An 8,980-nucleotide genomic window follows, 5' to 3' on the forward strand; every position below is an offset into this window, starting at 1 on the left:
TAACAGCACGCATCATGGCCGTTTCTACGCTCGTAGCGGTCAGGTTGCTCTGTGTCAGAAATGGATTACTGACGTAGTCTGTAAATTAATGAAGGCAGGTTATTTTATTGTGCCCCCGATGTTACCCCTTTAAAGGGTAGTTTCTGATGGAAATGCCCACCTCATTTTTACCCTTTAAAATCAGCAGAATTCGTACTGAATCAGGAATATTCAACGTAGATGGGTACAGGTCGCCCGTGAGTACAAATAAAATCATCAGCATTCTCTCACAGCTTTTTATCCTTTCTACAGATAGCCGGGAAGAGCTGACCTCTCCTCAGTCTGATACTCGTTTTATAAAAAAATTAAGGCCTTACCTGGAGCATCACTTATTGTCAAACCGATAGTTGCGTGAGGCAAGGGCAAAGGAGGCCATGACACCGCAGGCGGAACCCTCGATCGGCCTGCGTGCTGAATAATGGCAAAAAGCCTGTTCTGGTGGATACAGGCGCAGGCGATCCCTTTGGAAAAAATGGCGTCACAGGCGGGCAAAACACCCTGTTTTGGCGTACAACTAGTTAAAATGCTCCCCTCGTTTGATAATCAACTGCTTGCAGACAGTAGCCTGCGGCTGTTCGCTTCGCGCCCGGAGCAGATGTTCCTGACAGAAAGCCGGTGTTTACTGCAGGCAGGTCAGGTGTCGCGGATGTGGATTAATGATGGAGAAGACAAAATGGCTGACCGTCCTACAATTGCCCTGCTGGGTCCCGGCGCTATCGGTACCACCCTCGCCGCGGTGCTGCATGAAGCTGGCCGCACCCCCGTGCTTTGCGGGCGGACCGCGCATCCGACATTAACTCTGCGTGACGATGAAAAAGAAACTGTCGTGCCGGGGCCGGTATTAACTAAGACGTCTTCCGTCAGCCAGCCATTCGATTTAGTGTTCGTCGCGGTGAAAACTACCCAGGTAGCGGACTGTGCTGACTGGCTGTCCACGCTTTGCGATAAAAATACGGTGGTCTGCGCGCTGCAAAACGGCGTAGAACAAAAAATTCAGCTGGAGCCTTATGTTAACGGTGCCAGCGTGGTGCCTTCGGTAGTGTGGTTCCCGGCACAGCGAGAGCCCGATTTCTCCGTCTGGCTGCGTGCCAAACCGCGCCTGACGCTGCCTGATGAGCCGCAGGCAAAAAGGGTCGCGGATGTCCTTAGCCCAACACGTTGCGCCGTTGAGCTGTCGACCGATTTTACTTCTATAGCCTGGCGTAAACTGCTGCAGAATGCGGTAGCAGGACTTATGGTGCTGGCTAATCGTCGTGCCGGTATGTTTTCGCGCAGAGACGTCACCGACCTGGCACTGGCTTATCTGCATGAATGTCTGACGGTCGCTCGTGCGGAAGGCGCAATACTGGACGATAGCGTTCCGCAGGAAATCCTGGACGTTTTTCATCGGGCTCCCGCGGATTTGGGCACGTCAATCCTTGCGGACCGGCAGGCTGACCGCCCGCTTGAATGGGAAATCCGAAACGGCGTGATAGCGCGTTACGGACGCGCGCATGATATTGCCACACCGATCAGCGAGGTGCTGGTACCCCTATTAGCGGCGGGAAGCGAGGGGCCAGGCTGAATTCACAATGGGGTAAGTTACCGTCTACCCTACGACCTGAAAAAAGTTGCCGTCTGCCCGACGGTCTGCTGGTCGGTTCTACTCTGAAAGAACAGAACCGCTTTGTCTCGCCAGGCAGTTTCTGGCTCTGCTATTTGTGGCGCGACAGCTCATAATGCGCCGCGGGCGCAACAGGCCAGCAGCCTCCACAGGAAGCTTATATTAGTCAACGCTGGAGCAAATAAAGTCTTTTCTCTGGCAGACGACTGCGTACTTATACAGAGAAGACATTTTATCAGTTAATTATTTTATTTTGGCAGCGTTGATTTCATCGTCGGCTTTCCAGAGACGATATTTAACCTCAATATTGTCTGGCGTATAAACGACGACCGGAAGCTTACTGTTGTAGGTTAACATGCCGTTTGCACCGAGGTTAGCGGTCACAAATTTCTTTTGCTTTTTATCTTCAGGACAAGCCATCATGGTTGATACGTGCGACACGCCAGAGTCTGCTGATTTTGCTGTTTTAAAGACATAATAAGAATATCCCCAACCCTCTACGGTTTCGGACTGTAGCTGGCCGAGAAGAAGATGTTGATTACAATCCACCTCCATTGTCTGACCCACCATCAGCTCCACTTTATACAAATATTCATTTTTCATTTCTGGCAGCTGTATGACCTGTCGGCTCATCCCTTTCTCAGGTTGAGGATAAGGGGCGAGGGATTCTGAAGGCTGTGGCTGAGCGTAGGTGCTGGCTGAAAGGCAGCCAGTCGTCACCAGCAAACAGGCAGCCAGCGTAGAAGATTTGATCATTGAATAAGTCCTTAGTTGTGTTATATCCAGAGGAATCACTGATAACACCGCCCTCCCGCAGTGTTAACTGCCAAGATTCTATTCAAAACCAGCCTTTCGTGTCACCTTCTGCAAGGTGATTGGTCTTATAAATTCGTAAACATTAGTTTACGTCTCTTGCAGAGACAGGCGCGGGTTTAAAACAGCTTCATCAATTTTGGGGGGTTCTGTCCGTCTCGCCCTGAAAGGAAAAGGACAATCAGAAGATAGACAGTATCCAACAGCTTATACACATATCATTTATTCCTGAAAGCAAGCACATCATTAATAATTGTAGAGTAGTTAGCTTTTCCTTCGGCTTGATGGGTCTTATAGTTAAAATCCTGGTCTATTAAATTCTTAAGCCCTTGAGCATAATCATTCGGGTATTGAGACTGTTCTAATGCAGGAAGCGACTGATAATGTTCTAAAACGCTCTGAAAGAAATGGGTCATTTTACCGGTACTATTGTATTCAGCCTGGGCTTCAGCAACGACTTGTTTACGCCAGGCATATTCCTGGTCATAAGCTTCATACATTGCCGCTCTTCGTTCGTTAGCGGTAAAAGTGCCACTTTCGTCATAAGCTATTACCGCCAGTTTGTCTCGTGACAGTCCGGAGAAAGGGTTTTTACCGCTACCGTTTGTATACTGCGTCGCCCTTTTTGCCAGATCCAGTGCGTACGGATCATCTGAAGCAGGCAATTCTTTATCATAAGCTGCTTTATTAGCGTTATAAGACGCACCAAGCAACATGTCCTGAGCCTTATCTACCAGGTTTCTTTTCTGCCCCAGGGTCAGTGAAGCATCGCGGGCTTCAGCCTGAGCAGCGGCTCCGCTTAATTGACGGGCAAGGGATGATACGAAAGTAGTGACAGAAGAGACATTTCCGGGGGGTGTATCGGCATTAACCGCAGGTAGTTGGGTTCTGTCAGCGGGTGCAGATGGCTGAGATGTTTCAGCTAATAAAGTATGACTGTAGGGCTGAGTGTTGATTCCCGAGGTGCTCATTAGTTTCTCTCTGGCCAGCTGATAGCTATCCAGTATCGGCAAATAACAGCAAGACTTCATAGCAGCTTAATTTTTTCACATATACATCACATTTATTTTATCTGCATAACCTCACTGCAAAAATTTAAGAGGGGCTCCTTCATGTTTCCTGAGTTCAGGCCGATAACTAAAATGCCAACACCAGGAACCCTATAGCAGTATATAAGATAGCGATTTTCAGGTATCCAAAGTATTTTTAATTTTAGCCAGTATGCTCCTCGCCTCCAAAGAGAGTATTTTTCTGGTAACGCTTTCATTGCCAATACGCTAATTAATATACCCTAACCACATCCGGGACTTTCTACCTGATTTTTGAAAAAGCAGGCGCTAACGTGCGATTTTTTATGAAAACCTGCCTAACCAACTGATTGTGATTAAGAAAGAGACCCCCCTCCCTGTAATCATAAAAAACTGATGAAATTTGCGATAAAGATATAAAGTTACTCTCTTAAGCTCCGATAATTTCACTATACCCTTTTACATTATCAGGCATCCTGTCATGACCATTTTAAAGAAGCTGACGTTTATTTTTGCTTTTACCCTTATTGCCTTGTTATCGCTTGGTATTATCAGCCTTAAATCCCTGAACAGCGCTCAGGATCGTTTTGATTATGTCGCAACTAACTCCCTGCCCAGCATAAATAAAATAGGCGAAATTTTACAAAGCCGTGAAGAAGCGAGACGGCAAATACTGATGGGCCTGCTGGTAACAAAAAAAGATATCTTTTATATGCACATGAAGAGTGCAGATGTCCTTTTGGATAAGGTAAAATCGGAACTTAATTATTATAAAGCGAATTTAATCTCTGATGAGAAAGATGGTCAGGCGATATCGCAAACCATTCAAAGCTTTGATAACTACCGCAATAAAGTCAATAAAATGGTGACTGTTTATGAAACCAGCGGCATTGATGCTGCAAGAGGCATGGTATCAGACGAGGGCGAAACCGCCGCGGCCTCAGTCATATTAAGCAAGGATATCAAGAGCTTATTATCTTACAATTACCAGATTGCAACCCGCTTTGCGGAAAATAACCATACGCAGTATCTGCATACCCTGTGGTTGCTGGTTATTATCATCAGCGCCGCGGTCGTCCTGACCAGTTCTTTCTCTTACTTTATCCTTAACTACCTGAAAAAAGGCCTGCAGACTTTACAGGGAAGCATGAGGGATATCGGCAATACTCTGGATCTGACGCTACGTGTCGATTTGGTTAAAAAGGATGAGCTGGGCGCAACGGCCAGCAGCTTCAATGCGCTGATTGAGAAATTCCGGGACGTGCTGTCCAGTTCAAGGGATGCCAGCAAAGAGGTGGATACGGCGGCTAATGAAATTTCCCGCAGTAATGAGGACCTCTCTTCACGTACTGAATCTCAGGCATCGTCTCTGGAACAGACTGCCGCCAGCATGAACGAGTTGTCCGCGACGGTAAAACATAATATGGATAACGCGAACGAAGCGAACAACTATATAGGTAAGGTTCAGTCAATCGTTAATGAAAGTAGCCGTGAGCTGGGCGATTTGAAAAATTCCATCAATGACATATCGGCCTCTTCTCATAAGATTTCTGAGATCACCGCTATCATTGACGGCATTGCGTTTCAGACCAATATTCTTGCCCTTAATGCGGCCGTTGAAGCGGCGCGTGCCGGCGAACAGGGTAAAGGGTTTGCGGTGGTGGCTGGAGAGGTTCGCTCATTATCACAGCGTTCTTCTGTGGCGGCACGCGATATCCGGGGATTAATCGAAGAGGCCATTCAAAACGTAGATAAAGGGGTGGTATACGCGGCGAATGTCACTACCCGAATGAGTGAAGCGCTGGGCGTTGTTGATGAAACAACCCAGTTAATTAATCAGGTCAATAACTCATCAAAAGAACAGAGTTATGGTATTGAACAGGTCAATATTGCCGTGACACAGATGGAGAATAACCTGCAGCAAAATGCGGCAATGGTAGAGCAGATGGCTGCGGCATCCAACTCCCTTAGCGAGCAGGCCAGCAGACTGTTAAGCGAAGTCAGCTCTTTCAGGATTTAACCTGCGATTAAAGGTGTCAGGGTGTCCCCCCAGGCCGGGAAGGCGTGATCCTTTCCGACCTGGTTTTATTTGCAAGTTTATCGCCTGGCCCGTCAGGCTTAAAGCCGCCTGATGCGGCTGTGATCTCCCCTTCGCTTCAGGGGACTGGCGGCAAGGACACGCTGTTCCACTCCTCACGGGTTATTTCCCATAATTCAGAGTCCAGCTCGCCTTCCGTGTAGCGCTGTTTCCCGGTTTGGATAAGGCGCATCCCCATGTTTTCAGATATTTTTCGGGAAGCGTCATTGATATGGGCTTTAGGCGCTCGCAGCACCTCCCGCTTAAGAGTATTAAACCAAAACCCGGTCACCACGTTACAGGCCTCCGTCATATACCCTTTGCGCCGCCACTCCGGCACAAGCCAGAACCCACGATTATTGTCTGGTTCATCTGAAAGACATATCAGGCCGATCATGACTGACGGATTTTCTTTTCGTCTCAGGGTCCAGAACCAGGCTGTTCCCCTCTCTGAGGCCGGCAACGCCACCGTATTAACATACCGGCTGGCTCCATCGTCCGGAAAAGGCCAGGGAAACCCTGCGGCAAGATGACGAACGATCTCCCATTGCGGAAAGATCCTCTGTATCTGCAGGGCATCTTCGACCTGAAGCGGTCGCAGATAAAGGCGTGACGTTTCCAGACAGGGCGTTTTCATAAAGCCTCCTTAAGAGAAAAGAGTGACTATGGCACCGGCCAGATGACGATGCGCGGCACAGGACTCTATGCTACAACGTATTTAACAGAAAACGTGCTGCCAGACCGGGATAAATGTTCAGCCAAAGGCTGGCCGGCAGGATTACTCCTCTGATTGAAGTCTGGCGCTGTCCCCTCTTCTTAAACTAACCGCAAGGAGTAGCCGCTATGACAGACAACCCCATAACAAAATTTCATCGCTGGTGGGATGAAGTCAAACACGATCGCACACTGAAGCAGCCAGGCGCCGTCTGTGTCTCTACGGTCGCGCCGGACGGTAAACCCAGCGCACGCTTCGTCGACTTAAAGTCCGCTGACGCCCGAGGGTTTGCTTTCTGTACCTGGTTTGATTCGCGGAAAGGAAAAGAGCTGGAGCACAATCCTCACGTGGCATTAACATTCTGGTGGGAAAATAAAGGCTATCAGGTGCGGGTGGAAGGGATAGCGCAACCTGTCGACGTGGAGCAGTCGGAGGCCTGGTGGTCTTCACGCTCGCGTGATGCGCAGCTGGCAACCCTGTGTTTTCAGCAGAGTCAGCCGCTGGCTGCCGTAGAGGAGCTGGAGCAAAAATTACAGCAGGCCAAAGCGGTGTATGCCGGGCAGCCCGTCAGCAAACCCGCACGCTGGGGAGGCGTTTGCGTGGTTCCTCAGGCTATTGAATTTTTAACCTTCCGTGATAATCGTCTGCACTTACGGGAGCTTTATACTCGGCCAGAACAAACCGGAGACTGGGAAAAACAGCTGCTGCAGCCCTGATTTCTGCCCGCCCGACGCACGAAAAAGAAAAACGGACGGCGGCATGACCGCTCAAATTTTCAAAAAGCGGCTCTTTGTGTTGTTTCAGGCAGGTCGTCTGCGGCGAAAGCCCTTTCGGTCAGAGAAGCGCGCTTTAGCCACGGGCTTCTCTGACCTTTCGGTACGCTTTATTCGGCCCCCGACTACAACAGATCCTGCCATGTCATGATCAGCTTCGCCGGTAACGGATCTGCCAGCAGAGCGGCGTCCGGCTTCCAGCTGTCCCAGTCGCGGAAGGCGCTGAAATTAAGGCCGGTCAGCGCTTCCAGCGAGCTGACGGAAACGCGATATTCATCCACGTTGGGAACTGTTTCCGGCTGTGCCCGGGGCAATACGCGGCGTGGTTCGTCCAGCAATTTATCCTGACTGACCAGTAATGCCGTCGCCTGCGGCTTGCCCTGGGGACCGATGCGCAAAACGACTTTCCAGAACAGTAGCGGTACCGCTAAATTCGCATATTGCCTGCTTTGATCGTTAAGCACCGGCCCGGTCAACACACTGATCTGCTGCTTTGTCTGCAGCACGCCAGATTCCAGGATGTAGCGCTCAACGCCCTGCCAGTACTGCATGCTCTGATTAAAACGAAAATGCTGCGGCGAGCAGTTGGTAAAGTGAAAAGTGTCTTTATTGGCGCGTACCGCTTCGGCCGCGCTGCCCCAGGTAGGATCGCTACGGCGGGTCAAATGGCCTCGATCGAACCAACGGCTGAACTCGCTGTAGAACGCCTGACCGGTGACATAGCGGCTGTCGATACGGCTGTCTTCATACCAGCGATCCGTCTCTGGCAGCAGCGAAGGCTGCCCGCTGTCGCGATCGATGCTGATATAGCTGGCGCCATCAATATTGGTCGCGGTAAAGAAGGCCAGCCGCCGCTCGCTGCTCATCAGCAGGGAAAAGTGCTGATAGTCGAGCCTGGCCTCTGCACCTTTACTGCCGTCGCGCAACGGCGCCACTTCCGCTACGCGTGGCGCGATGATATCCGCCAGGGCGATATGCGTCCCGGCAAGAAAGTCGGCCTGATAGCCGTCGCGATTATCGTAATAGCTGTCTGGCGCGCTGGCGCTGGCGGCGGGACGCAGCGGTGTGATGTCGGAAGTCAACGCCTGCATCAGTGACGCCTGCCTCGTAGACGAGAGCCGTGGCAATTCGCCTTTTAGCCAGTCGGTTAACGCGCTGATGCGGATCCCTTCATTAACCCATTTTCCGTCGTCCTCAACGGCACCGTGGTGCAGCGCCACCAGCTGCCAGCCGTCGTTGAAAACGGGCGCGCCGGACGAACCGCCTTCACTGTCGGCCTCGTAATGCAGAAACTGCTCGTGCCGCGCCAACAGCGCATTATTACGCAGCGTGACCTGCTGCGGCGCGCCGCCCGGATGATGAATAAGGTTCAGGCTGATGCCCAGCGCATGTTTGTCATTGCGATCGTTAAGCGCCAGCGGCAACGGCGCTTCTCCGCTGCCGCTAAGCGCTTCGCCCAGCGCAATCAGCGTACAGTCGAACGCTTCCGGCGGGCTGGTCAGCCAGAAATGCTCCGCATCCAGCGAGTAAAGACGGCCGTCGCTAACCTCACCGCGCTCATTCTGACAATAGCCAAACTGTACCGTCACCGTGCCTGGGGCAGGCGGTTCCGGCAGCACGTGGTGATTGGTGATAAACAAGCCTCCGTGGGCCAGAAAGCCGCTGCCTACAGGAATGCCATCTTCCCGTATCAGCGCCACTGCCCGCGCCGCGCTTAAGCCCTGCTGCAAAAAGGAAACCGGCAGCAGATCGTTCTCGCCAAAAATCAGGCCCTGCCGGGTTCGCTGTTGAAATGCGTAGCGCTGCGCGCGCCGAAGATCCGTTTCTGCCTGTTCTCCCTTCGCCAGAGCCGCACGCGTTTGTTCTCGTTGCTCTGCGGTCAGCATCAGTCTTGAAGCAATCAGCTCATTAACGTTATTCATTCGCCTCTCC

The 8,980-nt window shown here is 51.1% G+C and carries 7 protein-coding genes; 3 read left to right on the top strand and 4 right to left on the bottom strand.

Translation table 11 applies throughout. From position 1 onward, the window contains the following. Nucleotides 1-712: 712 nt before the first annotated feature. Nucleotides 713-1,603, top strand: a complete 891-nt coding sequence (locus RTK32_RS14240; protein WP_312045051.1) for an oxidoreductase — start codon at nucleotides 713-715, stop codon at nucleotides 1,601-1,603. A 282-nt stretch (nucleotides 1,604-1,885) separates the two neighbouring features. On the opposite strand, the gene eco is transcribed toward RTK32_RS14240, so the two are convergent. Then, complete coding sequence (eco, locus tag RTK32_RS14245) at nucleotides 1,886-2,395, bottom strand: serine protease inhibitor ecotin (RefSeq protein ID WP_409451098.1); 510 nt, start codon at nucleotides 2,393-2,395, stop codon at nucleotides 1,886-1,888. A gap of 278 nt (nucleotides 2,396-2,673) precedes the next feature. Continuing rightward, a complete protein-coding gene (locus RTK32_RS14250; RefSeq protein ID WP_312045044.1) occupies nucleotides 2,674-3,426 on the bottom strand; it encodes a hypothetical protein in 753 nt (250 codons plus the stop codon). A gap of 538 nt (nucleotides 3,427-3,964) precedes the next feature. On the opposite strand from RTK32_RS14250, the gene RTK32_RS14255 reads away from it, so the two are divergent. Then, nucleotides 3,965-5,503, top strand: coding sequence for a methyl-accepting chemotaxis protein (locus RTK32_RS14255; protein WP_312045045.1), 1,539 nt, complete (start codon nucleotides 3,965-3,967; stop codon nucleotides 5,501-5,503). A 136-nt stretch (nucleotides 5,504-5,639) separates the two neighbouring features. On the opposite strand, the gene RTK32_RS14260 is transcribed toward RTK32_RS14255, so the two are convergent. Continuing rightward, entirely contained in the window at nucleotides 5,640-6,197 is a 558-nt protein-coding gene (locus RTK32_RS14260) for a GNAT family N-acetyltransferase (RefSeq protein ID WP_312045047.1), read from the bottom strand. 206 nt (nucleotides 6,198-6,403) lie between these two features. Between RTK32_RS14260 and pdxH the strand changes: the two genes are divergently transcribed. Then, the gene (pdxH, locus tag RTK32_RS14265) at nucleotides 6,404-6,991 is read left to right on the top strand and encodes a pyridoxamine 5'-phosphate oxidase (protein ID WP_312045049.1); all 588 of its coding nucleotides are present in this window, start codon (nucleotides 6,404-6,406) and stop codon (nucleotides 6,989-6,991) included. Nucleotides 6,992-7,173: 182 nt separating this feature from the next. Here the strand turns inward: pdxH and RTK32_RS14270 are convergent, their stop codons facing one another. Next, on the bottom strand, nucleotides 7,174-8,970 hold the full coding sequence (locus RTK32_RS14270) for a DNA/RNA non-specific endonuclease (protein ID WP_312045055.1): 1,797 nt from the start codon (nucleotides 8,968-8,970) through the stop codon (nucleotides 7,174-7,176). Between the last annotated feature and the right edge of the window lie 10 nt (nucleotides 8,971-8,980).

Origin of the sequence: Erwinia sp., from assembly GCF_031978025.1 — a bacterium.
Taxonomy (GTDB): Bacteria; Pseudomonadota; Gammaproteobacteria; order Enterobacterales; family Enterobacteriaceae; genus Erwinia.